Below are 22394 nucleotides of genomic sequence, written 5' to 3' on the forward strand. Positions count from 1 at the left end.
CGCGCCTACCCCTGCGGATCCGCCGCAAACGTACCCGTTCGAAGTAATCCGGAATTCCGCTTCTGATCTTGTTTCAGGTCGCCGGGGCCGGGGTAGCCGCGACGCTCATCGATGGACCGGAACCAGGGGGCCACATGTCGCAGGCGACCGGCTCGCACCTTCGCAGTGGACCGGGACGGACCCGGCCGGTGACCGGCGTGCTGATCGCGGCCACAGTTGCGGCCGCTCTGCTGTTGTGGGCCAAATGGCTCCCGTACGCCGGAAAGGTCCCCGGCCTGGCCACGGGACACACGTGGAGCGGGTCGAGCATCCTCGGAACCGGCGGCGTGCAGCCCGGGGACGCGCCCTCGTGGTCGGCCGCGACCAGTTTCACCCGGGCCTACAGTCAGGCGGTGTGGCGTGCGCTGCTGGCCGCCCTGCTGATCAGCGCCGCCCTGCAGACCCTGGTCCCGCGGGCCTGGCTGCTGCGGGTGCTCAACCGGCCGGGCCGGCTGCGCGCCGCGGTGGCCGGCGGGGTGGCGTCCACCCCCTCCATGATGTGCGCTTGCTGCACCGCGCCGGTCGTCGTCGGGTTGCGGCGCAGCGGAGTGTCCACCTCGGCCGTCGTCGCCTACTGGCTGGGCAACCCGCTGCTCAACCCGGCCGTGCTGATCTTCCTGGGGCTCGTCGCGCCGTGGCAGTGGACCCTCACCCGGATCGTTGTCGGCGTGCTGGTCGTGGTGGCCGGGTCGGCCCTGGTGGCCCGGCTCGCCGAGGCGCGGACGGCCCCCGCCGGGCCGGAGGCCGAGACGCCCGATCCGCCCGTGACCTTCGGGCGCTATCTGCGCGTGCTGGTCCGCATGGCCGTGGTGCTCATCCCGGAGTACCTCGTCGTGATCATGCTGGTCGGTGCGTTCCGGGGCTGGCTGTTCCCGCTCGACGCGGCCGGCTCGGGGCTGCTGGTCGTGCTGGTGGCCGCGATCGTCGGCACCGCCATGGTCATCCCGACCGCGGGCGAGATCCCCATCGCGCAGGGGCTCGCCCTGGCCGGCCTTTCGCTCGGCGCGGTGGGCGCGCTGCTGATCACCCTGCCCGCGGTCAGCCTGCCCGGCGCGGCGATGGTGTGGCGTGCCTTCGGCTGGAAGGTCACCCTGGCCACGGCGGCCGTGGTGGTGATCGGCGGCCTGACCGGCGCGGCCGTACTGGAGTTGTTGCCCGCGTGAAGCAGCGGGGGTCAGCGCACCCGGGCGAGGGCCCGGCGGCGGGCGGCCACCGAGAGGGTGAACCGGGCGGTCATGTCGTCGCGGCCCAGCACGGCACGCAGGTCCGTGGCGACCATGTCGGCCGCGCGGGCGATGTCGTCCAGGTCGGCGTGCGGTTCGACGACCGCGTCGGCTCGGCGACGGTCCGGGCTCACCAGCACGCTGCCGGGCCCCGGCCGGGGAAAGGCAACGACGCCACCGGCTCGAGCAACGGAACCCCTCTGCCGAACCCATTTCCCGCAACACTTCCAGCGCGTGGGACCGGGACCACGGCGAAGTCCGCATCTGGCGGCGCTTGAATCCGGCCGCGGGCTGACCTCGCCGGGCAGAACACCTAGCTCTTGCCCGGCGGAGCCGGAGCTGCGGCCTCACGGGTGCTGCGCAGGCTCGAGACGATGGAGACCGCGATCGTGATCACGATGACGCCGAGGGTGAGTGGGATGGGCAGTTTGCCGATCGGGGTCTCGGACAGAATGAGCTTCACGCCGGCGAAGGCGAGCAGCACGGCCAGCCCGTAGTGCAGGTGCACGAACCGGCGCAGCAGCCCCGCCAGGCAGAAGTACAGGCTGCGCAGGCCCAGGATGGCGAAGGCGTTGGCGCTCCAGACGATGAAGGTGCTCGTGGTGATGGCCAGGATCGCGGCCACCGAGTCGACGGCGAAGATCAGGTCGGTGGCCTCGACGGCGATCAGCACGACGAACAGCAGGGTGGCCACGCGCTTGCCGTCGATCCGGGTGAAGAACTTGGCTCCGTGGTATTGCGGGTCGGTCGGCACGATCCGGCGGACCAGGCGGACGACCGGGTTGCGGTCCGGCGGTGTCTGCTCACCGTGGCGGAACGCCATCTTGTAGCCGGTGTAGATGAGGAAGGCGCCGAAGACGTACGCCGTCCAGAAGAAGGTCTCGAGCAGTTCGGCGCCGACGAAGATGAACACGAACCGGAAGACCAGCGCGCCGATGACGCCCCAGAACAGCACCTTGTGCTGCAGCGCCGCGGGCACGGCGAACGTCGTGAAGATCAACGCGAAGATGAACACGTTGTCGATCGACAGCGCCTTCTCGATCAGGTAGCCGGCGAAGTACGTGCCGGCCACGTCACCGCCTTGCCAGGCCAGCAGCAGCACGCCGAACAGCAGTCCGGCCGCGATCCAGATCCCGGACCAGATCGCCGCCTCGCGGAATCCGATGACGTGGTTGTCGCGGTGCAGGAACAGATCGATGGCGAGCATCGCCGCGATGGCCAGCATCAGCGCGGCCCAGACCCACCAGGACACAGTCAACGGGGGCTCCCCTCGTCCACACCGGACCCCGACGGGACCGGTGGTGCCGGACGACGGTCTCCCCGGGTCACCGCGGGCCGGTGACTGCGGCGCCGGAACCGGGACGGCCCGGATCGTATTGACGGCGACGCGCTGAGCTTCGGGTACTCCCCCTCGAACTACGATCCAGTATTCATGAAGCAGAGTTCGTATGTCAAACCGGGGCCGGCGAGGCCACTACGATGAGGGCTTCGGCTGCGTACGTGGGGAGCGCGTGACCAGGTGACCGACCGAGCGAGGGGCTGGACCTTTCTGACCAACCACGCCCACGTGCTGCTGGCCATCGCCCGCGAGCCGACCACCCGGCTGCGCGACGTGGCCGGCGCCGTCGGCATCACCGAGCGCGCCGCCCAGGCCATCGTGGCCGACCTCGAGGCGGCGGGCTATCTGCGCCGGGAACGGGTCGGCCGGCGCAACCAGTACACGATCGACGCAGCCGGCCCGTTCCGGCACCCCGCCGAGGCCGGCCATCACATCGGCGAACTGCTGGCCCTGTTCGCGCCGGCTAGCGGTCCGCGATCGTGAAGGCCGAGTCCGCGACGTACGCCTGATCGGTCTGCTCCGGATCCAGCCACAGCTCGTTGCCGCGCAGGTGCACCATCCGGTCCGGATAGTTCAGCGAGACCAGCCGTACGGTGCCGGGTTGCGGGCCGGGGCGGGGGCAGAAGGTGGCGTCGCGGCGGAACAGGTCACGGTTCTCGTCGGTGTTGAGCAGAATCCGGAACGAGGCGTGCCGCACGTAGCGGCCGTCGGCGGAGCGCATCGACAGGCAGTCCGGGTCGGCGACGCCGGGAATCACCGTGACCTCCACAGCCGGCACTCCGGATGCCGCCACCATCCTGTCCCCGTTCAGCGCCACCACGGCGCCCGGGCGGGCGACCGGCCGCAGGACCGCGGGCCCGAGCGCCACCAGCCTCGCCGGACGGGGCGAAGCCGTCCGGGAGGGGGTGGGGTCAGCGGGCGCGTCGGGGAGGGACGGGGAGGCTGCGAGGGCCGGGAAACTGCGGACCGGGGTGGCCGGCGGGGCGGCCCCTCGGCGGGGTTCGGGCCGGGCCAGGTACACGCCGCCGGACACTGTCGCGGTGACCAGCACCGCGGCCGCCACCTTGACGCCGACCGCCTGCCCCAGCCAGCCCACGGCCGAGCCGGCCCCGGCGGTCGCGCCACCCACGGCCGACCCGGCCCCGGCGGTCGCACCACCGACGGCGGCGCCCACCGCCACCGGCAGCGGCACCGCGGCCGCCCCGGCCACCAGCCGTTCGAGCGGCAGCAGGTCGGGCCCGGTGGCCCCGCAGACGTCGCAGTCGCGCAGGTGGCGGGCCAGTCGTTTGCGCCAGCGCGGGCTGGGCACGCCGTCCCAGCCCGCCAGCACCTCGTCCAGCCGGGGGCAGCGGGGCCGCGCCTCGAGCGCGACGACCAGATGCCGGCACAGCTCGAGCTGCCGGCGCATCCGCTGGATGCGGACACGCGCGTGCGCCGCGTTCACCCCCAGCGCGGCCACGACCTCGGCCCGGTCGAGTTCGCCGAGCACCTCGCGCCACCACAGCGCGGCCAGCTGCTGGTCGTCCGGGTCGAGCCAGCGCATGGCCTCGGCCACCTGCCGGCGCTGCGCGGACAGTTCCAGCCGGAGCGCGGTGACCCCCGCGAACTCGGCGCCCGGGTCGGCGATCTGCTCGGCGTCGGTCAGCGCGGCCGTTCGTTCGCGCTCCACCTGCCAGGCCCGCAACCGGCCGCTGACCTGGTGCATAGCGATGGCGACGAGCCAGGAGCGGAAGCTTTCCGGCGCCCGCAGGGCCGGCAGGTCGCGGTGCGCCCGCAGCACCGTCTCCTGCACCACGTCGTCGACGTCGGCGTGCCCGTCCAGCGCGCGGCCGACGACCCGGTAGAGCAGCGGCAGGTGGGCCGAGATCAGGGCGTCCGCGGCGAGCCGATCGCCGGCGCGGGCCGCCTGCACCAGAGCGACCGGATTTTCTGTTACGGCGTCACCCCGGCCGGAGCCTTCCATACGGGCGTGGCGTCCGGCTCCGCTGCTGTCCGCCACCACGCCTCCGTATTGCCGTCATCGATGAATGCGCACCGATGATATCGACGAAAGCCCCGAAATCACATTAGTGTCGGCCCCGGACGAATGGTCGTCCCGTCTATTTTTGTGTCCGTACACGTGCTTAAAAAGTGTTACGCGGCCTCCTCGAATTGAGTCGCAGGCACTTCGCCTTGAGTGTCCGGAAACATCCTGGCAACATCCCTTATTGAGCTGGGAGCGCTCCCATTCCCCGTTTGCGCTCCGGCTTTCCGTCCCCCGCAGAAAGGCCATCCCTGATGAGTCCCCGCATGACCCGGCCCCGCCGCCTGTTGCTGGCGGCGGCGGCCGCGAGCACGGTGGTCGCCGCGAGCATCGCCGTGATCGGCACCGCCGAGGCCGCCAGCACGCTCGGCGCCTCGGCCGCCCAGTCCGGCCGCTACTTCGGCGCCGCGATCGCCGCCGGCCGGCTCGGTGATTCCACCTACACCCGCATCCTCCGAACGGAATTCAACTCGGTCACACCCGAGAACGAGATGAAGTGGGATGCGACCGAGCCGCAACAGGGCCGGTTCAACTACACCAACGGCGACCGCATCCTCAACGAGGGCCTGTCCAACGGGGCCAAGGTGCGCGGCCACGCGCTGCTCTGGCACGCCCAGCAGCCCGGCTGGGCCCAGTCGCTGTCCGGCTCCGCACTTCGAAACGCCGCGATCAACCACGTCACCCAGGTCGCCTCCCACTACAAGGGCAAGATTTACGCCTGGGACGTCGTCAACGAAGCCTTTGCCGACGGCGGCTCCGGCGCCCGTCGCGACTCGAACCTGCAGCGCACCGGCAACGACTGGATCGAGGCCGCGTTCCGGGCCGCGCGGGCCGCCGACCCGGCCGCCAAGCTCTGCTACAACGACTACAACACCGACGGCATCAACGCGAAGTCGACCGGCATCTACAACATGGTCCGCGACTTCAAGTCCCGCGGCGTCCCGATCGACTGCGTCGGCTTCCAGTCCCACCTGGGCACCGGCATCGACTCGACCTACCAGGCCAACCTGAAGCGCTTCGCCGACCTGGGCGTCGACGTGCAGATCACCGAGCTCGACGTCGCCCAGGGCGGCAACCAGGCCAACATCTACGCCACGGTCACCCGGGCGTGCCTGGCCGTGTCCCGCTGCACCGGCATCACCGTGTGGGGCATCCGCGACACCGACTCGTGGCGCGGCGGCGAGAACCCGCTGCTCTTCGACGGCTCGGGCAACAAGAAGGCCGCGTACACCTCGGTGCTCAACGCGCTCAACGCCGGCGGCACCACCACGCCGCCCACCACCACCCCGCCCACCACACCGCCGACCACCACCCCGCCGCCGACCGGCGGCGCCTGCAGCGCCACCGTCACGCTCAACTCGTGGAACGGCGGCTACGTCGCCAACGTCCGGGTCACCGCGGGCTCGGCCGCCGTCAACGGCTGGACCGTGACCACGACCCTGCCGTCCGGCAGCGCGATCACCGGCGTCTGGAGCGCGACCAACACCGGCACGTCGGGCGCGGTCAGCTTCCGTAACGTCGCCTACAACGGGCAGGTCCCGGCCGGCAGCTCCACTGAGTTCGGTTTCCAGGGCACCGGCACGGGCCCGGGCACCCTCACCTGCGCCGCAGCCTGACCCCCGTCTCCCGCCGGCCCGGGGTGGCCGGGCCGGCGGGACCCCTGCGCCCAGAAAAGAGCCGCAGATGTCCCGCACCCGCATGCGCCTCTGGCTCTCCGCGAGCCTCGTCATGGCAGTCGGCGCCGCCGGCGCCGCCGTCACCACCAGCGCCCAGGCCGCCGCGGGCTGCCGGGTCACATACTCGATCACCAACCAGTGGGAGGGCGGATTCGGCGCCGCCGTGACCGTCGACAATCTCGGCGACCCGCTCACCGGGTGGCAGCTCGGCTGGTCTTTCACCGCCGGGCAAACCGTCGCGCAGTTGTGGAACGGCTCGGTCACGCAGTCCGGTTCGCAGGTAACGGTGACCAACGCCGCCTACAACGGCAGCGTGCCCAGCGGCGGCAGCGTCTCCTTCGGCTTCAACGGAAACGGTGCGGCCAACCCGGCCCCGGCCGCTTTCACGCTCAACGGCGTCACCTGCACCGGAGCCACGACGCCGACGACGCCCCCGGTCACCACGCCGCCGGTCACCACACCACCGGTCACACCCCCGCCCACCACGCCACCACCCGACCCGTCGGCCCCCAGCACGTTCACCAACCCGGTCGTGTGGCAGGACTTCGCCGACGGCGACATCATCCGGGTCGGCGACGCGTACTACTACTCCGCCTCGACCATGCACTACTCGCCCGGTGCGCCCGTCCTGCGCTCGTACGACCTGGTCAACTGGGAGTACTACGGCCACTCGGTGCCCCGGCTCGACTTCGACTCCGGCGCCTACGACCTGTCCGGCGGCCGGGCCTACGTCAAGGGCATCTGGGCCTCGGCCTTCAACTACCGCCCGGCCAACAGCACCTACTACTGGCTGGGCTGCACCGAGTTCAACCGCACATACGTCTACACGTCGGCCAGCGCGGGCAGCGGGTGGTCCAAGAAGGCACGCATCAACAAGTGCTACTACGACGCCGGGCTGCTGTTCGACAACAACACCCCGTACGTGGCCTACGGCAACGGAACGATCAGCGTCGCGCAACTCTCCTCCGACCTGACCTCCGAGGTGCGGTCGCAGACCGTCTACACCACTCCGTCGAGCATCGGCACGCTCGAGGGCGCGCGGATGTACAAGCGCGGCAACTACTACTACATCTGGCTCACCCGGCCCGCCAACGGCCAGTACGTGCTGCGTTCGACCAGCCCGTTCGGCCCGTACGAGCAGCGTCAGGTCCTGCTCAACCTGCCCGGCCCGATCTCCGGTGGCGGCGTGCCGCATCAGGGCGGTCTCGTGCAGACGCAGAACGGCGACTGGTGGTACATGGCCTTCACCGACGCCTACCCGGGCGGCCGGATGCCCACGCTGGCCCCGATCACGTGGAGCGGCGACGGCTGGCCCGTGCTGCAGACCGTCAACGGCCGCTGGGGCGCGAGCTACCCACGACCCAACCTGCCGTGGCGCCCGGTAACCCCGATGACCGGCAGCGACTCGTTCACCGGTAGCACGCTGGGCCCGCAGTACGAGTGGAACCACAACCCGGACACGTCCAAGGTCAGTGTGGGCAACGGTTTGCGGCTGTCCACCGCCACCGTCACCAACGACCTCTACAACGCCCGCAACACGTTGACCCGCCGCATCCAGGGCCCGTCGTCGACGGCGACCGTGCAGCTCGACTACTCGGCGATGGCCAACGGCGACCGGGCCGGGCTGGCCATGCTGCGCGACCGGTCCGCGTGGATCGGCATCCGCAAGGACAACGGCACCACCCGGGTCTCGATGACCGACGGGCTGACCATGTCGACCAGCGGGTGGGCGACCACCGGCACCGGCAGCGAACGAGCCGGCGCGCCGGTCAGTGGCGGACGGATCTGGCTACGGGTCAGCGCCGACATCCGGCCCGGATCCGGGCGCACGGCGACGTTCTCGTACAGCACCAACGGCACCACGTTCACCGGTCTGGGCCCGGCCTTCACGCTGAACAACGACTGGCAGTTCTTCATGGGCTACCGCTTCGGCCTGTTCAACCACGCCACCCAGGCGCTGGGCGGCGCGGTCACCGTCAACCAGTTCGCGGTGAGCACGCCATGAGCCGAGCCCGCAGCCTGATCGCCCTGTGCGCGCTCGTCCTGACCGTCCTGGTCGTTCCCGGCCCGGCGCGCGCCGACAACCCGATCGTGCAGACCGTCTACACCGCCGACCCGGCTCCCCTGGTGCACGACGGCCGGGTCTACCTCTACACCGGCCGCGACGAGGACAGCTCGACCTACTTCACCATGAAGGAGTGGCGGGTGTGGTCGTCCGCCGACATGGTCAACTGGACGGACCACGGCTCGCCGCTCAACCTGGCCAGTTTCAGCTGGGCCAGCGACAACGCCTGGGCCGGGCAGGCCGTCGAGCGTAACGGCAAGTTCTACTGGTACGTCCCGATGAAGGTACGCGCCACCGGGCGGATGGCCATCGGCGTCGCCGTCGCCGACAGCCCCACCGGCCCGTTCCGTGACGCGCTGGGCCGCCCGCTGGCCGACACCAACGAGATCGACCCGAGCGTGTTCATCGACGACGACGGTCAGGCCTATCTCTACTGGGGCAACCCCAACCTGTGGTACGTCAAGCTCAACCCGGACATGATCTCGTTCAGCGGCAGCCCGGCCAAGATCCCGCTGACCACCGCGGGTTTCGGCACCCGCACGGGCGACGCCAACCGCCCCACCCTCTACGAGGAGGGGCCGTGGGTCTACAAGCGCGGCGGCCTCTACTACCTCGTCTACGCCGCGAAATGCTGCTCGGAATTCATCGCCTACTCCACCGCGCCGGGACCGCTCGGGCCCTGGACCTATCGCGGCACCGTGATGCCCACCCAGGGCAGCAGCTTCACCAACCACCCGGGCTTGATCGACTTCGCCGGTAGCTCGTACTTCTTCTACCACAACGGCGCCCTGCCCGGCGGTGGCGGTTACACCCGCTCGGTCGCGGTCGAGAAGTTCAGCTACCGCTCCGACGGCACCATCCCGTCCATCACCATGACCACCGCCGGGGCTCCGCAGGTCGGCACCCTCGACCCGTACACCCGGCAGGAAGCCGAGACGATCGCCACCGAGTCCGGCGTCGAGACCGAGGCCCTGACCGCCGGCGGGCGCAGCGTGAGCTTCATCGACAACGGCGACTGGATCAAAATCAAGGGCGTTGCTTTCGGTACGGGCGCCGCGAGCTTCACGGCCCGCGTGGCCTCGGCCACCAGCGGGGGCCGCATCGAACTGCGGCTCGGCAGCAGCACCGGCACCCTGGCCGGCACGTGCACCGTGCCCGGCACCGGTGGCTGGCAGGCCTTCGCCGACGTCACCTGCCCGGTGACGGCGTCCGGAACGCAGGATCTGTACCTGCGCTTCACCGGCGGCAGCGGCAGCCTGTTCAACGTCGACCGCTGGCAGTTCACCCGGGCCGGCAGCACGACGCCACCGCCGACCACCCCGCCCCCGACCACCCCGCCACCCACGACGCCGCCGCCCACCGGCGCCGGCTGCACGGCCGCCCTGCGCGTCACCAGCACCTGGAACGGCGGTTTCCAGGCGGAGGTCACCGTGACTGCGGGCGCAGCCGCGGTCACCGGCTGGCGGGTCGGCTGGACCCTCGCCTCCGGGCAGAGCGTGAGCCAGGTCTGGAACGGCTCGCTGACCACCAGCGGCTCGAACGTGACGGTCGGCAACGCCTCGTACAACGGCAGCCTTGCCCCCGGCGCCTCGACCACCTTCGGTCTGCTGGCCACGGGCAGCCCCGCAACGCCGGCGCTGAGCTGCGCCACCGCCTGACCCGACGAAAGGAGGAAGTCATGCGACACCTCGGCCCACTCAAAGCCGCAGCCCTGGCCGCCGTGCTGGCCGCCACGGGCATCGCCGTCGCGACCGGCCCGGCGCAGGCGGCGACCGGATGTTCGGTCCGCTACACCGTGACCTCGCAGTGGCAGGGCGGCTTCGGCGCTGACGTTGCCGTGACCAACCTGGGCGACCCCGTCCACGGGTGGACCCTGACCTGGGCGTACGGCGCGGGTCAGCAGATCACCCAGGCCTGGAACGCGACAGTGACCCAGAGCGGCTCGCAGGTCACTGCGCGCAATGCGAGCTACAACGGCACGATCGCCACCGGAGCCACCGTCTCCTTCGGGTTCAACGGCTCCTGGACCGGCAGCAACCCGGCGCCGACCGGCTTCGCCGTCAACGGCGTGACCTGCGGCGGCGGAACCACCCCGACGACACCGCCCACCACCCCGCCGACCACAACTCCGCCGACGACACCGCCCACGGGCAGCGGCGGCTGCGGACGGACTCCGACGCTGGCCGACGGCACCCACACGATCTCCAGCGGCGGCAAGAGCCGGAGTTTCATCCTGCGCGTGCCGCGCGGTTACAACAACAGCACGCCGTACCGGATCATCTTCGCCTTCCACTGGCGGGGCGGGTCGGCCACCGACGTCAGCTCGGGCGGCACCAGCGGCGCCGCCTGGTCCTACTACGGCCAGCAGGAGCAGTCGAACAACACGGCGATCCTGGTCGCGCCGCAGGGCCTCAACGCCGGCTGGGCCAACAGCGGCGGCGAGGACGTGACCTTCGTCGACGACATGATCCGGCGCATCGAGAGCGACCTGTGCGTCAACCCGAAGCTGCGGTTCGCCACCGGGTTCAGCTACGGCGGCGGGATGAGCTACGCCCTGGCCTGCGCCCGGCCTGCGGTCTTCCGCGCCGTCGCGGTGTTCTCCGGCGCCCAGATCAGCGGCTGCAGCGGCGGCACCCAGCCCGTCGCGTACCTCGGCATCCACGGGATCAGCGACACCGTGCTGTCCATCGCGCAGGGCCGGGCGTTGCGCGACAAGTTCGTCGCCACCAACGGCTGCACCCCGCAGAACCCGCGGGAGCCGGCCGCCGGCAGCCGGACCCACATCACCACCGCGTACGCCGGATGCCGGGCCGGTCATCCGGTCGTCTGGGCCGCGTTCGACGGCGGTCACCTGCCCGGCCACGTGGACGGCACCACCGCCGAGAGCGGCGTCACGACGTGGACCAAGGGCGAGGTCTGGAAGTTCTTCTCGCAATTCCAGGGAGCATGATGAGAACCAGAGTCACCACCGCCCTCGCCTCGGCCGCCGGCGTGCTGCTGGCCTCGGCCGCCGTCGCGGTGGCCCTGCCGGCCGGGGCCGCCGCCGCGGGCTGCTCGGTCAAGTACGCCGTGTCGTCGCAATGGCAGGGCGGGTTCAACGCCGACGTCGCCGTGACCAACCTCGGCGACCCGCTCACGAGCTGGGCCGTGACGTGGACGTTCGGCGCCGGCCAGACCGTCACCCAGGCCTGGAACGCCACCGTCACCCAGTCCGGCTCGGCCGTCACGGCGCGCAACGCGAGCTACAACGGCTCGGTCGCGACCAACCAGAGCGTGTCGTTCGGGTTCAGCGGCTCGTCGGGCAGCACCAACCCGGCGCCGGCCAGTTTCGCCGTCAACGGTGTGACGTGCACCGGCGCCACGACGCCGACCACCCCGCCCACGACTCCGCCGACCACCCCACCGACCACGCCGCCGTCCGGCGCCGCGGACATCACGGTGAACGCGGCCACCAAGTACCAGACGGTCGACGGTTTCGGCGCCGCGACGCCGATCTGGGGTGGCGCGTGGTCCACGGCGGAGACCCAGACGCTGGTCGGGCTCGGCGCGGGGCAGCTGGGGCTGTCGATCGTCCGGACGGGCATCTCGCCGGTCTCCGGTGAATGGCCGACGCAGGTCAACGCGCTGAAGACGGCCAAGTCGTCCGGCTCCGGGGTGAAAATCCTGGCGTCGCCGTGGACGGCCCCGGCCGCGTGGAAGACCAACAACAGCCGGGTCAACGGCGGCAAGCTCAAGACCGACTACTACGACGACTACGCCGGCCACCTCAACAGCTACGTGCAATACATGCGGGGCCAGGGCGTGCCGATCGACGTCACGTCGGTGCAGAACGAGCCCGACTGGCATCCCGACTACGACTCGATGGACTGGAGCGGCACCGAGCTGCGCACCTTCGTCCGCGACCAGGGCGCCAAGGTGCAGAACACCAAGCTGATGGTGGCCGAGGCGGTGAACATGAACTACAGCTACACCGACCCGACGCTCAACGACGCGAGCGCGCGCAACAACATCGGCTACATCGGCGGGCACCTGTACGGCACCGAGGACTCCGGGCGGCTCAAGCCGTACACGCTGGCCGAGCAGAACAACAAGCCGGTGTGGATGACCGAATGGAACTTCCACGAGGCCGACGGCAACGGCTCCACCATCTGGGGCAACCCGAGTAACCAGGCCGTGTGGGACGAGACGCTCGACGACATCATGCGCACGGTCCACAAGTCGATGGAGGCGAACTGGAACGCCTACATCTGGTGGTACGGCAAGCGCTACTACTCGTTCATCGGTGACGGCGAGGCCGCGTACGGCACCAGCGCCGGGGTCCCGCTCAAGCGGGGCTACGCGTTCTCGCAGTTCGCCAAGTACGTGCGCCCCGGCTACCAGCGGGTCGCGCTGGCCAAGAGCACCAAGGCGTCGCCGCTCGAGGTGACCGCCTATCAGGGCGGCGGCAAGACGACGCTCGTCGTGCTCAACCGCTCGAACTCGGCCGTCAGCAACGCCGTGCTCCAGGCGCCGCAGACCATCACCCGGGCCGAGCACTACCTGACCTCCCGTACGGACAACGCCGTGGCCCAGCCGACCAGCGTGAACGGCTCCCAGGTCACCGTTTCCGTCCCCGCTCGCAGCATCTCCACGGTCGTGCTGACCCACTAGGAAAGGACCCTTCGATGCATCTCGGAAACAGAAAGGCCGGTCTCACCGCGGCCGGTGTCGGCTTGCTCGCGGCAACCGGCGCGCTCGTGGCGCTGCCCGCCGACGCCGCCGCCGCGGGCTGCTCGGTCAGCTACGCCGTGTCGTCGCAGTGGCAGGGCGGCTTCAACGCCGACGTGTCGATCACCAACCTGGGCGACCCGTTGAGCAGCTGGGCGCTGACCTGGTCGTACGGGTCCGGGCAGTCGGTGTCGCAGGCCTGGAACGCCACGGTGACCCAGTCCGGCAGCGCCGTGACCGCTCGCAACGTGGGCTACAACGGCTCGGTGGCGACCGGCGGCCAGGCGTCGTTCGGCTTCACCGGCACGTGGACCTCGGCCAACCCGGTGCCCTCGAGTTTCGCGCTCAACGGCGTGACCTGCACGGGCGGCACCACCACCCCGCCGGCCACCACCCCACCGGTCACGACGCCGCCGGTCACCACACCGCCGGTCACGCCGCCCCCGACGACACCGCCCGCCACGTGCGCGCTGCCGTCGTCGTACCGCTGGAGCTCCACCGGCCCGCTGGCCCAGCCGAAGTCCGGGTGGGCCTCCCTCAAGGACTTCACCATCGCGCCCTACCAGGGCAAGCAGCTCGTCTACGCCACCACCCACAGCAGCAGCGCCACCGGCGGCTGGGGCTCGATGAACTTCAGCCTCGTCGACAACCTCAACCAACTCGGCTCGGCCACCCAGAACACCATGAACCAGGGCACCGTCGCGCCGTCGCTGTTCTACTTCGCGCCCAAGAACATCTGGGTCCTGGCCCACCAGTGGGGCCCGACGTCGTTCTCCTACCGCACCTCGACCAACCCGGCCAACGCCAACGGCTGGTCGGCCGCGCAGACGCTGTCCACCGCGAAGATCACCGACTCCGGCACCGGTGTGATCGACCAGACGATCATCGGTGACGACCAGAACATGTACCTGTTCTTCGCCGGTGACAACGGCAAGATCTACCGCCAGATCATGCCGATCGGCAACTTCCCCGGCAGCTTCGGCTCGAACTACACCACCATCATGAGCGACACCTCGGAGAACCTGTTCGAGGCTCCGCAGGTCTACAAGGTGCAGGGCCGCAACCAGTACCTGATGATCGTCGAGGCCCGGACCAGCTCGTGGGAGCGCTACTTCCGCTCGTTCACCGCGACCAGCCTCAGCGGCACCTGGACCCCGAACGCCGCCACCTACAGCAACCCGTTCGCGGGCAAGGCCAACAGCGGCGCCACCTGGACCAACGACATCAGCCACGGCGAGCTGCTGCGCGTCAGCGCCGACCAGACCAACACCATCGACCCCTGCAACCTGCAACTGCTCTACCAGGGCCGCTCCCCCAGCTCCGGCGGCGACTACGGCCTGCTGCCCTACCGGCCCGGCCTGCTCACCCAGCAACGCTGACCCCTTCGGTGTACGGCCGTCGCGATCGTGGGTCGCGGCGGCCGCGCCGGATGAGGTGTGAATCAACTCGAAAAGAGGACTGAACCGGCGGCGATAAGGGCAAGGTGACAGCCATGGATCAGCAGCTCGTCACCTCGCCGCCGCCGCCCGACGCCACCGAGCTGCACGTCTGGATCCTCAACAACAGCACCGAACTGAAACACCTGCGGGCGGCGCTCCGGGAGGCCCTGACCCGGCAGGAGCTCACCATGGACGAGCACGGGTCGGAGATCGCGGACTGTATGGTGCTGGTCGCCACCGAGCTGGCCACCAACGCCATCAAGCACGGCCGGCCGCCGACCGAGATCCGGCTCATGCGCACCGAGGAACGCTTCATCCTCGACGTCGCCGACCGTGACCTGTCGAAGATTCCGGAGCTGGCCCACACCCGGCCGATCGACGCCGGCGGGCGGGGGCTCAAGCTCGCCATGGACATGTCGCTGCAGGTCGGCTGGTACGCCGGTCCGACCACCAAGCACATCTGGGCCGCCTTCGCCCGGCGCGGCTCATGAACGGGCACTGTTGTGACGACTACGTCGTCGCGGCAGGGCCCCGCCGGTGAGAGTCAGTCCTTACCGGGCTTGACGGTGGTGGTCTGCGCGGCGTATCCCTTTTCGGCCTCGGCGACCGCTTCGGCGGTGAGGTTGATGCCGCCCGCGACCTTGATCATTTGTTCCTTGGTCAGGCCGGTGACCGCATCGAACTGCACGGTGAGGTAGACCCGGGGCGATTGAACGACGAAGATCTGGATCGCCTCGACGGTTTTCCCCTCGTCCGGGGTTCCCTCGTCGTTGTGGATGTACCGCAGAGCGGCCGGTTTGGTGCCGATTCTGAACTGTTCGTCACCGGCCGGCTCGACCGTGAAATCCTTGTTCTGGAGATAGACCGCGATCTTGCCGGTGTAGACGCCGGGGTCGGACAGGTACGGCTTCGCCGGGTCGGGGGTCCTGGCCTCTTCCGGTGCGATCACCAGCTCGTACTCGTTCTGGCCCTGGACGAAGAACCCCTGCGGCACCGTGTCGATGGTGAACAGGTCGGGCTGCTTCCCGGTGTAACTCACGAGCTGGATGGCGGCGGCCGTGGTGGGTGAGCTTCCGGTGGGTCCGTCGAGCAGGCCGGGGCCCAGTGACAGCGCGGTCGCGGCGACCGCGATGCTGAGCGCCGACCCGGCGGCGACCCGGAGGGCCTGGTTGCGCCGGACGGCCCGGCGACCGCGGGCCAGGTCGTCCTGGATGACGTCGGCCGTCGTCTCGTCGGCGGGGCCGGCCAGGTGCTGCAAGCGGCTGTGGAGATCCATCATCGGGTGACTTCCCGTTCCTTGAGTGGGGCAGGCGTGTGGTGCGGGGCCGCGGGCCGGTCGAGTGCCAGCCGCAACTTGTCCAGAGCTCGGGCGGTCTGACTCTTGACCGTTCCGGTCGAGCAGCCCATTGCCGCTGCTGTTTCAGCGACGTCCAGCTCGTGGAAGAAGCGCAGGACGACAACGGCGCGCATCCGGGGCGGCAACTCGCCCAGGGCCTGGGACAGCTCCGGATCCAGGTCGACCGGTCCGGCCTGCGCCTCGGCGCGGTCCGGCAGGCGGTCGGACGGCCGCTCGAACCGCCACCAGGACCGACGGCGTTCGGTCAGGAAGGCGTTGACCAGTACCCGGCGCAGGTATCCGTCCGGGTTCTCCGCCCGCCGGTACGCCGACCAGGACACGTAGAGCTTGGTCAGTGCCGTCTGCACCAGGTCCTCGGCCAGGTGCTGATCGCCGGTCGTGAGCAGCCGTGCGGTCTGCAGCAGCCACTTCCGCCGATCGGCCACGAACTCGTGGAACTGCTCGTCGCGCTCGGACCTGGCCGAGCCGCTGTCTCGCTTCACACCCACCCTGACCCATCGGCTCGGCTCAAGGTTGCATGAGAATGGGGCGGAGTCCACCGCACGGGCCGGTGCCGGGCAATACCGGCGGCGAACTCCGCCGGCTCAGGAGCGAGCCGATGCCGTGACGACCACGTTGTCGCGGTAGTGCCCGGTCTTCTGGTCGAACGGTCCACCGCAGGTGATCAAAGTGAGCCGCACCTCGCCGTCGCGGGCGAAGTACTTGTCGAGCGGGATGGCGGTCTTGCGGTAGCGCTCACGGGCGACCACCTCGAAGACCCGCTGTTTGCCGTCCGCGCCGGTGAGTGTCACCGTGTCGCCGTCTTCGAGGGAGCCGAGCCGGAAGAAGGCGCCTTTACCCTCGGCGGCGCTGTCCACGTGTCCGGCGATGACGATCGAGCCGGTCCGGGCGGAGAAGCCGGGCCCGTACCGATACCAGCCGACCTGGTCGACGCTGGGCGGGACGGCGAAGTCGCCGGTGGCCTGGTCGATGCCGACCGCGTCGACCGTCGCTTCGAGCTTCAGTGCGGGGATGCGCAGGCTGGTGGGCTTGTCAGCAGTGGCCGCGCGGGGCGGCGTACCGTCCTGGATCGGCACCTTGGCGACGGTCTCCGGCGCCGGTGGGGCCGAGGAGGCCAGCGTGGTCACGGCCGGGGCGCCGAAGTCGTCGTCCGGCTGAGCCTGGCACGCCCCGACCCCGGCCGTGATCGCCAGGGCCAGGCCGGCGCCGAGCAGTGAGATGGGCCAAGCGCGCCCCGGACGGGTCCGGGGCGCGCTGTCGGTCGAGTTCATCGACGTCCGGTCGCCAGGCGGGTGAGGCCGAACAGGGCCAGCAGGATGCCGGCCGCGCCGATGCCGTACCAGGGCAGCGAGCCGTTGCCGTCGGCCTGGCCGCCGTCACCGCTGGGCACGCCGCCGGGGGCGGAGTGCAGTCCGGTGATCGTCTGCGACACGATGTCGAGGGTCTTGTCCTCGGCCGAGCCCACCGCGTACACGATCGTCGCGGTGCCTTCCTTCAGGTCGAGGTCGGCCGGGCCGAGCACCCGGGTGTCGCCGCCGGCCAGCACCACGTCGGCCGAGACCGTACCCGCGTCCAGGTCGGCCTTGCCCTCCTTGCCGTTGGTCACGCCCTCGAAGACCGGCTGGCCGCCGGCCCGGATGTCGACGGCCGGGGCGGCCGCGGCGTGCCTGACGATCAGCCGGGCCTTGCCCGCGGCCAGCTTGGCGGTGTCGTTGGCGAACGGGGTCAGCGCGGGCTTGCCGTCGGCGGTCAGGTGCGCGACCAGGCTGATGTTGGCGTCGCCGGGCACCTCGGCGTTGTCGACCTTGAGCAGGGCGCTGCCGATGGCGTCACCCGGCTTGGTCAGGGCGATGTCGTACTCACCCGCGGGCAGGCTCAGCGGGCCGGCGACCTTGCCCGGCTGGAAGTCGGGGATGGTCTTCTTGCCGTTGACGTAGACGTCCACCGCCTGGCCGGGAATGCCGTGCACGACCGTGACCTGTGAGTTGGCCTTGGCGTAGGCCGGCGACGAACCGAGCGCGGCGGCAACGCCAAAACTGAGCAGGGCGACCGCGCCGATCGCGGCCGTACGGCGGAAGGGCAGAATGCGCATCGGATCTCCTGGGGATGATCGTCGTTGATTCCTACGACCGGTCCTTCGCCGCGCCGCCCGCCGGTGGATGCAACCGGAATCAACTTTTTTCCGATGCATCCACGGAGGGCCCGGCGAACGAATCACCTAGGAATCACACTGTGTGCGGGAAGGAGGTCGATGAGCTCCGACGACGAACTCGCCGAGCGGTTACGCGCCGGCGACGAGAAGGCTTTGCGGGTGGCGTACGAGCGACACGGCTCGGCCGTTCTCTATCTGGCTCAGCGAATGGTGGGCAACCGGGCCGACGCGGAGGACATCACGCAGATGACGTTCGTGGCCGCGTGGTCGGGCCGGGACGGCTTCGATCCGCAACGCGGCACGATGCTGGCCTGGCTGCTGGGGATAGCGCGGCGCAAAGCCGTCGACCGGCTCCGGTCGGCGGCGCGGGACCAGCGGACGACGGAGACCGTGCAGGCTCAGCAGACGGCGCCGCCGGCCGAGGAGACACCGGAACGCATCGTCGACCGGCTCGTGGTCGCCGACGAGCTGGGCCGGTTGCCCGAAGAACAGCGACGCACACTGGAACTGGCGTTCTTCGACGATCTCACCCATCCCCAGATAGCGACCGTCACCGGGCTGCCCCTGGGCACGGTCAAGAGCCATATCCGCCGGGGAATGGCCAACCTGCGACGCCGTTGGGAGGTGGACGGTGCAACATTTGGATCCCGATCGGCTGGTCCTTCTCGCGCTCTCTGAGGAGATCGAGGAGCTGAGCGAATCCGATCACCTGGCGCAGTGCGAGGGCTGCCGGCGCGAGATAGAAGAGCTGCGGCACGTCGCCGAGCTCGGCTCGCAGGCGCAAGACCTGCGGGAGCTGCCCGACCCGCCGGCCCATGTGTGGCACGCCATCCAGGCCGGCATCGCCGACGCGCCGGCGCCGGTCGCGCCGGTGATCGACATGGCGGGGCGCCGCGAGCGCCGTCAGCGGCCACGGTGGGTGCTGCCGACGATCGCCGCGGCCGCGGCCGCGGTGCTGGCAGTGGCGGGCACGGTGGCCGTCGACCGGTTCACCAACCGGACACCGGACGGGCCGGTGACGGCCCGCGCGACGCTGGAGCCGCTGAAGGCGGCGCCGCCGAACGCGGGCGGTGACGTCCGGGTGCTGGACGACGGCCGGATGCGGGTCGACGTGCGCAACCTGCCGCTGACCACGGGCTTCCACGAGGTGTGGCTGCTCGATCCGGACCAGCCGGGCAAGATGGTGGCGGTCGGCAGCCTGTCCGACAAGCCCGACGCGGTGCTGCCGGTGCCGCCGGGCACCGACCTGAACCGGTATCGCCTGGTCGACATCAGCGACGAACCGCACGACGGCGACGCCACCCATTCGGGTCGCAGCCTGCTGCGCGGAACTCTCACGTATTAGGTGCATCCAACCGGCACCCGCCGGGCGAAGTACGGGGTGGTGGCACCGCAGCCACCATCCCGTACCCGGAAAGGACGCCCGAAGATGAGGTTCACCCGAGCCGCCGCCGTCGCGACCGCCGCGATCGTCGCCTCCGCCCTCACCGCCGCACCGGCCTCCGCGCACGGCAAGACCAAACCGCTGGGCACCAAGTCCCTCGCGGCCGTGCTGACCGCGGACAAGAGCGGCTTCGACCGCAACGGCCACGACTACGACATCCTCACCGCCGCCGTGCTGGCCGTCCTCAAGGCCAAGCCGGCCAGCCCGGTCAAGGTGCTGGCCGACGGCAAGACCCCGGTCACCGCCTTCATCCCCAACGACCTGGCCTTCCGCCGCCTCGTGGCCGACATCCAGCACACCAAGCGGCTGCCCGGCGAGAAGGCCGCCTTCACCGCCGTGGCCGGCCTGGGCATCAACACCGTCGAGTCGGTGCTGCTCTACCACGTCGTCCCCGGCGCCACGATCACCCGCAAGGCCGCGCTCAAGTCGGACGGCGCCAAGCTCAAGACCGCGACCGGCGCCACGATCAAGGTGGACGTCTACGGCCGCTGGCACAAGCGGATCGCGCTGATCGACGCCGACCGCAGCGACCGCAACCCGCGGATCAACCGCTTCGACATCAACAAGGGCAACAAGCAGATCGCCCACGGCATCGACCGGGTCCTGCGCCCGATCGACCTGCCCTAAGCTCGCACGGCTACGTCACTCAACACCTCGGAGGCGGCCAGCTCGTCGCGCGCGGCGAGCTGGTCGAACCCGGCGACGGGCGGATACGCGTACGGGCCCAGAGTGGCGATCAGAAACGCGCCGATCACCAGGATCACCATCAGGACGGGTAGGACCGGGTCGTAGGTGCCGAGCGTGTCGTAGCCCAGCCCGAGCAGCAGCGGCCCGAACGCCGAGCCGAGGATGAACGCGGCCTGCACCGAGCCGACGAGCCGGCCGAAACTGCGCATGCCGAGATAGCGGCTGATGAGCACGGCCAGCAAGTCGCCCTCGATGCCGAAGGCCAGGCCGATGAACGCCACCGCGGCGGCCGCACCGGCGTACGGCAGGTCCAGGAAGAACAAACCCACGACGGGGGCCAGCATCACGATCGGCCCCACGACGGCGCCGTGCACCCGGTCGATGATCAGGCCGCCCGCCACCCGCCCGACCAGCGAGGCCAGCCCGAAGACGACCAGCAGCGAGGCCGCCTGGTCGTCGCTCAGCCCGCGGTCGGTCATCATCGGCACCAGGTGCACCTGCAGGCCGGTGACGACCACACCGACCAGGCCCAGCCCGGCCGCGATGCCCCAGAACTGCCGGGTCCGGACCGCCTGCGCGAACGTCAGCCCGGGCAGCTCCAGGCTGACGTCGCGCCCGCCGACCCGGGTCTGCTCGACCAGGCGGCCGCGGACGTGCCGTTCGGCCCGGGCCCGCACGAACAGAGTGACCATGGTCAGCGGCACCACCACCGAGATCAAAGCCATTGCCCCGTACGCGAGACGCCAGCCGACGGCGTCGATGAGCGCGCCGGCCAGCAGCGGGGCCAGGGCCGCGCCGAGGCCGATGAGCCCGGTGACCACCCCGACCGCCAGGGCCCGGTTGTTGTCGAACCAGCTCACCACCGCCCGGGTGGCCGGCACGATGCTCGCGGCCCCGAAGAGGCCCACGAAGAAGCAGGGGACGAGGTAGACCACCGGGTTGGCCGGGGTCAGGCCGATCAGCGCCATCGAGACCGCGAACAGCACGAATCCCGGTACGAGCAGGTAGCGCGCGGCGAAGCGGTCGACGATCCGGGCCACCAGCAGCATGCCGATCGCCATCCCGAACGCGCCGACGGACGCGGCCGCGGTCACGGCCGTCCGGCTGAAGCCCGTGTCGGCCGCGATCGGGTCCACGAACACGCCGAGCGAGGCCAGGTACAGCTGCGGCCCGAAGGCGGCCGCGACACCGGCCCCGACGACCACCCACCAGGGGCTGCGGGGCCGGCTCACGCGGCCGCGCTCAGGAAGGGCGTCCCGATGAGCCGCTCGGAGACGTCCCAGATACGCACCGCGTCCGCGGTGCTGCGCAGCGGCGGATACAGCGGCTGCTCGGCCGGACGCCCGCCGAGGTGGCCCGGGCCGCTGGGCCCGTAGAGCACACCGGGCTTGGCGGCGGGATCGGTCGCGGCCATCAGCGCCGGCAGCCCGGCGGACTCGACCGTGCCGAGCAGGATGCCGCGCGACGACAGGCCCTGGATGAGCCGGTACTGCGGGATGCTCGCGCCGCGGCCGAGCTCGGGGCGGGCGGCCAGCAGACTGGTCGGGGCCACGCCGGGGTGGGAGAGGTTGCTGGTGATGCCCCAGCCGTGAGCCTCGCTGCGCCGCTGCAGCTCCAGGCCGAACAGCCCGAAGGCGATCTTGGACTGGCTGTAGGCGCGCATGACGTTGTAGGACCGCTCCCCGTTGAGGTCGTCCCACGTGATCGTGCCGCGGCGGGCGGCCACGCTGATCTGCGAGGTGACCCGGGCCCGGCCCGCCCGCAGCAACGGCAGCAGGTGCCCGACCAGCGCGAAATGGCCCAGATGATTGGTGCCGAACTGGGTCTCGAACCCGTCGGCAGTGGTCTGCCGGTTCGGCGGCCGCATGACCCCGGCGTTGTTGATCAGCACGTGGATCGGGTGGCCCTCGGCCCGCAGGGTCTCGCCCAGGGCCGCCACCGACCGCAACGACGACAGATCGAGGTCGCGCAGCGAGACGGTGGCGCCCGGATGGCTCTGCCGGATCCGCGCGACGGCCCGCTCGCCCTTGGCCGGGTTGCGCACCGGCAGGACCAGGTCGGCGCCCGCCGCAGCCAGCCGGGCCGCCATGACCAGGCCCATCCCGTCGCTGCCCCCGGTGATCACGACCCGGCGGCCGGTCAGGTCGGGGAGATTGATGTCGATCGTGGTGCGTGCCATGGTGCGGCTCCTCTCGGTTGCCTCCGAGATTCGTGCACATTCCGGAACGCATCCAGGGCCTGCC

General features: G+C 70.6%; 21 protein-coding genes. 12 read left to right on the top strand and 9 right to left on the bottom strand.

Features of this window, described 5'->3' with window-relative positions; translation table 11 throughout:
- The first annotated feature begins 188 nt into the window (after positions 1-188).
- Positions 189-1202 (top strand): permease, encoded by a 1014-nt coding sequence (locus tag BKA14_RS16110; RefSeq protein ID WP_239093739.1) that lies wholly within the window; start codon positions 189-191, stop codon positions 1200-1202.
- An 11-nt stretch (positions 1203-1213) separates the two neighbouring features.
- Here BKA14_RS16110 and BKA14_RS16115 read toward each other — a convergent pair whose 3' ends face one another.
- On the bottom strand, positions 1214-1396 hold the full coding sequence (locus tag BKA14_RS16115) for a hypothetical protein (protein ID WP_184951753.1): 183 nt from the start codon (positions 1394-1396) through the stop codon (positions 1214-1216).
- A gap of 179 nt (positions 1397-1575) precedes the next feature.
- Entirely contained in the window at positions 1576-2520 is a 945-nt protein-coding gene (locus BKA14_RS16120; RefSeq protein WP_184951754.1) for a TerC family protein, read from the bottom strand.
- 261 nt (positions 2521-2781) lie between these two features.
- Here BKA14_RS16120 and BKA14_RS16125 point away from each other — a divergent pair, with 261 nt between their 5' ends.
- Positions 2782-3084, top strand: coding sequence for a helix-turn-helix transcriptional regulator (locus BKA14_RS16125; protein WP_438861887.1), 303 nt, complete (start codon positions 2782-2784; stop codon positions 3082-3084).
- Here the strand turns inward: BKA14_RS16125 and BKA14_RS16130 are convergent.
- Positions 3065-4600 (bottom strand): sigma-70 family RNA polymerase sigma factor, encoded by a 1536-nt coding sequence (locus tag BKA14_RS16130; protein WP_184951755.1) that lies wholly within the window; start codon positions 4598-4600, stop codon positions 3065-3067. The genes BKA14_RS16125 and BKA14_RS16130 overlap by 20 nt on opposite strands.
- 290 nt (positions 4601-4890) lie before the next feature.
- On the opposite strand from BKA14_RS16130, the gene BKA14_RS16135 reads away from it, so the two are divergent.
- The 7 genes from BKA14_RS16135 to BKA14_RS16165 all read left to right on the top strand — a co-directional run bounded on the left by BKA14_RS16135 (position 4891) and on the right by BKA14_RS16165 (position 15002).
- Positions 4891-6240, top strand: coding sequence for a glycoside hydrolase family 10 protein (locus BKA14_RS16135; protein ID WP_203722950.1), 1350 nt, complete (start codon positions 4891-4893; stop codon positions 6238-6240).
- A gap of 67 nt (positions 6241-6307) precedes the next feature.
- On the top strand, positions 6308-8305 hold the full coding sequence (locus tag BKA14_RS16140) for a family 43 glycosylhydrolase (RefSeq protein ID WP_184951757.1): 1998 nt from the start codon (positions 6308-6310) through the stop codon (positions 8303-8305).
- Entirely contained in the window at positions 8302-10023 is a 1722-nt protein-coding gene (locus BKA14_RS16145) for a family 43 glycosylhydrolase (protein ID WP_184951758.1), read from the top strand. Before BKA14_RS16140 ends, BKA14_RS16145 begins: the two co-directional genes overlap by 4 nt.
- A 20-nt stretch (positions 10024-10043) precedes the next feature.
- Positions 10044-11315, top strand: coding sequence for a cellulose binding domain-containing protein (locus BKA14_RS16150; RefSeq protein WP_184951759.1), 1272 nt, complete (start codon positions 10044-10046; stop codon positions 11313-11315).
- Positions 11312-13015 carry a cellulose binding domain-containing protein gene (locus tag BKA14_RS16155; RefSeq protein ID WP_184951760.1) on the top strand — a complete coding sequence of 568 codons (1704 nt, stop codon included), beginning with the start codon at positions 11312-11314 and terminating at the stop codon, positions 13013-13015. The genes BKA14_RS16150 and BKA14_RS16155 overlap by 4 nt, the downstream gene beginning before the upstream one ends.
- Positions 13016-13029: 14 nt before the next feature.
- A complete protein-coding gene (locus BKA14_RS16160; protein ID WP_184951761.1) occupies positions 13030-14451 on the top strand; it encodes a non-reducing end alpha-L-arabinofuranosidase family hydrolase in 1422 nt (473 codons plus the stop codon).
- A 113-nt stretch (positions 14452-14564) separates the two neighbouring features.
- Complete coding sequence (locus BKA14_RS16165) at positions 14565-15002, top strand: ATP-binding protein (RefSeq protein WP_184951762.1); 438 nt, start codon at positions 14565-14567, stop codon at positions 15000-15002.
- Between the two features lie 53 nt (positions 15003-15055).
- Here BKA14_RS16165 and BKA14_RS16170 read toward each other — a convergent pair whose 3' ends face one another.
- The 4 genes from BKA14_RS16170 to BKA14_RS16185 all read right to left on the bottom strand — a co-directional run bounded on the left by BKA14_RS16170 (position 15056) and on the right by BKA14_RS16185 (position 17960).
- Entirely contained in the window at positions 15056-15790 is a 735-nt protein-coding gene (locus BKA14_RS16170) for a hypothetical protein (protein WP_184951763.1), read from the bottom strand.
- Positions 15787-16350, bottom strand: coding sequence for a SigE family RNA polymerase sigma factor (locus tag BKA14_RS16175; protein WP_184951764.1), 564 nt, complete (start codon positions 16348-16350; stop codon positions 15787-15789). The genes BKA14_RS16170 and BKA14_RS16175 overlap by 4 nt, the downstream gene beginning before the upstream one ends.
- A gap of 102 nt (positions 16351-16452) precedes the next feature.
- Positions 16453-17139 (bottom strand): class F sortase, encoded by a 687-nt coding sequence (locus BKA14_RS16180; RefSeq protein ID WP_184951765.1) that lies wholly within the window; start codon positions 17137-17139, stop codon positions 16453-16455.
- The gene (locus BKA14_RS16185; protein ID WP_184951766.1) at positions 17136-17960 is read right to left on the bottom strand and encodes a DUF4397 domain-containing protein; all 825 of its coding nucleotides are present in this window, start codon (positions 17958-17960) and stop codon (positions 17136-17138) included. The genes BKA14_RS16180 and BKA14_RS16185 overlap by 4 nt, the downstream gene beginning before the upstream one ends.
- Before the next feature lie 159 nt (positions 17961-18119).
- Here BKA14_RS16185 and BKA14_RS16190 point away from each other — a divergent pair, with 159 nt between their 5' ends.
- From BKA14_RS16190 to BKA14_RS16200, 3 genes are all read left to right on the top strand, one after another.
- On the top strand, positions 18120-18698 hold the full coding sequence (locus BKA14_RS16190; protein WP_184951767.1) for an RNA polymerase sigma factor: 579 nt from the start codon (positions 18120-18122) through the stop codon (positions 18696-18698).
- The gene (locus BKA14_RS16195) at positions 18652-19365 is read left to right on the top strand and encodes an anti-sigma factor (RefSeq protein WP_184951768.1); all 714 of its coding nucleotides are present in this window, start codon (positions 18652-18654) and stop codon (positions 19363-19365) included. Before BKA14_RS16190 ends, BKA14_RS16195 begins: the two co-directional genes overlap by 47 nt.
- 84 nt (positions 19366-19449) lie before the next feature.
- Positions 19450-20091 (top strand): fasciclin domain-containing protein, encoded by a 642-nt coding sequence (locus BKA14_RS16200; protein WP_184951769.1) that lies wholly within the window; start codon positions 19450-19452, stop codon positions 20089-20091.
- Here the strand turns inward: BKA14_RS16200 and BKA14_RS16205 are convergent.
- A complete protein-coding gene (locus BKA14_RS16205) occupies positions 20088-21383 on the bottom strand; it encodes an MFS transporter (protein ID WP_203723024.1) in 1296 nt (431 codons plus the stop codon). The two genes, BKA14_RS16200 and BKA14_RS16205, sit on opposite strands and share 4 nt — an antisense overlap.
- Entirely contained in the window at positions 21380-22330 is a 951-nt protein-coding gene (locus tag BKA14_RS16210) for an SDR family oxidoreductase (protein ID WP_184951770.1), read from the bottom strand. The genes BKA14_RS16205 and BKA14_RS16210 overlap by 4 nt, the downstream gene beginning before the upstream one ends.
- Positions 22331-22394: the final 64 nt, after the last annotated feature.

This window comes from Paractinoplanes abujensis (genome assembly GCF_014204895.1).
GTDB lineage: Bacteria > Actinomycetota > Actinomycetes > Mycobacteriales > Micromonosporaceae > Actinoplanes > Actinoplanes abujensis.

Coding starts and splice junctions, on each gene's coding strand:
- BKA14_RS16155 (WP_184951760.1), top strand. CDS start 11,312: ATGATGAGAACCAGAGTCACCACCGCCCTCGCCTCGGCCGCCGGCGTG.
- BKA14_RS16165 (WP_184951762.1), top strand. CDS start 14,565: ATGGATCAGCAGCTCGTCACCTCGCCGCCGCCGCCCGACGCCACCGAG.
- BKA14_RS16210 (WP_184951770.1), bottom strand. CDS start 22,330: ATGGCACGCACCACGATCGACATCAATCTCCCCGACCTGACCGGCCGC.
- BKA14_RS16180 (WP_184951765.1), bottom strand. CDS start 17,139: ATGAACTCGACCGACAGCGCGCCCCGGACCCGTCCGGGGCGCGCTTGG.
- BKA14_RS16185 (WP_184951766.1), bottom strand. CDS start 17,960: ATGCGCATTCTGCCCTTCCGCCGTACGGCCGCGATCGGCGCGGTCGCC.
- BKA14_RS16170 (WP_184951763.1), bottom strand. CDS start 15,790: ATGATGGATCTCCACAGCCGCTTGCAGCACCTGGCCGGCCCCGCCGAC.
- BKA14_RS16190 (WP_184951767.1), top strand. CDS start 18,120: ATGAGCTCCGACGACGAACTCGCCGAGCGGTTACGCGCCGGCGACGAG.
- BKA14_RS16145 (WP_184951758.1), top strand. CDS start 8,302: ATGAGCCGAGCCCGCAGCCTGATCGCCCTGTGCGCGCTCGTCCTGACC.
- BKA14_RS16140 (WP_184951757.1), top strand. CDS start 6,308: ATGTCCCGCACCCGCATGCGCCTCTGGCTCTCCGCGAGCCTCGTCATG.
- BKA14_RS16150 (WP_184951759.1), top strand. CDS start 10,044: ATGCGACACCTCGGCCCACTCAAAGCCGCAGCCCTGGCCGCCGTGCTG.
- BKA14_RS16160 (WP_184951761.1), top strand. CDS start 13,030: ATGCATCTCGGAAACAGAAAGGCCGGTCTCACCGCGGCCGGTGTCGGC.
- BKA14_RS16135 (WP_203722950.1), top strand. CDS start 4,891: ATGACCCGGCCCCGCCGCCTGTTGCTGGCGGCGGCGGCCGCGAGCACG.
- BKA14_RS16200 (WP_184951769.1), top strand. CDS start 19,450: ATGAGGTTCACCCGAGCCGCCGCCGTCGCGACCGCCGCGATCGTCGCC.